General features: G+C 66.5%; 1 protein-coding gene. It reads left to right on the forward strand.

Annotated features, from left to right (window positions below; all coding sequences use genetic code 11):
- Positions 1–733, forward strand: a 733-nt coding sequence (locus VXC91_RS46245) for a transposase (protein WP_329513310.1), incomplete at its 5' end; no start/stop codon positions are given.
- Positions 734–827 lie beyond the last annotated feature (94 nt).

The following is an 827-nucleotide window of genomic DNA, read 5'->3' on the forward strand; positions in this document are numbered from 1 at the left end:
CGCCTCCGGCCGGGCCATGCTCGAAGCTCTCATCGTTGGCGAACGTGACCCGCAGGTCCTCGCGGAGATGTCGAAGAGCAGGCTCCGCAACAAGATCCCCGAACTCACCGAGGCACTGACGGGCCGCTTCCGCGAGCACCATGCGTTCTTGGCCCGGTTGTATCTGGACCAGTACGACCAGCTCACGGTGATGATCGGCCAACTCACCGAGCGGATCGAGGAGGCCATGGCCCCCTTTCGAGGCGCCCTCGACCTGCTCGACACCGTCCCCGGGATCAGCCGGGCCACCGCTGAGGTGATCATCGCGGAGACCGGTGGCGACATGGCCCGGTTCGCTTCCGCCAAACACCTCGCGTCCTGGGCCGGGGTCTGTCCCGGCCACCACGAGTCCGCCGGCCGCACCAAGAACACCAAGGTCCGCCCCGGCAATCCCTACCTCAAAGGCGCCCTAGGAATCGCCGCGTTCGGCGCTGTGAAGACCAACAACTCCTATCTGCAGGCCCGTTACAAACGGCTGGCTGCCCGGCGCGGCGCGATGAAAGCCCTGGTTGCCGTCGAGCACTCGATCATCACCTCGGTCTGGCACATGCTCACCGACGGGAAGCCCTATCACGAACTCGGCAGTACCTACTTCGCCCGGCGCGACCCCGAACGTGCCACCCGGCGAGCCATCACGCAGCTCAACCAGCTCGGCTACCGGGTCACCCTCAACCCTATCGACGCAGCAGCCTGACCCAAGCAGCAGACACCACCATCCGACGGCCCGTCGCGGCCGCCGGACCCCGGAGCTGCCCACAACCGCCCTGAGCTGGTTCTATTTACGCGTC

The sequence above is a fragment of the Streptomyces chiangmaiensis genome (assembly GCF_036281785.1).
Lineage (GTDB): Bacteria > Actinomycetota > Actinomycetes > Streptomycetales > Streptomycetaceae > Streptomyces > Streptomyces chiangmaiensis.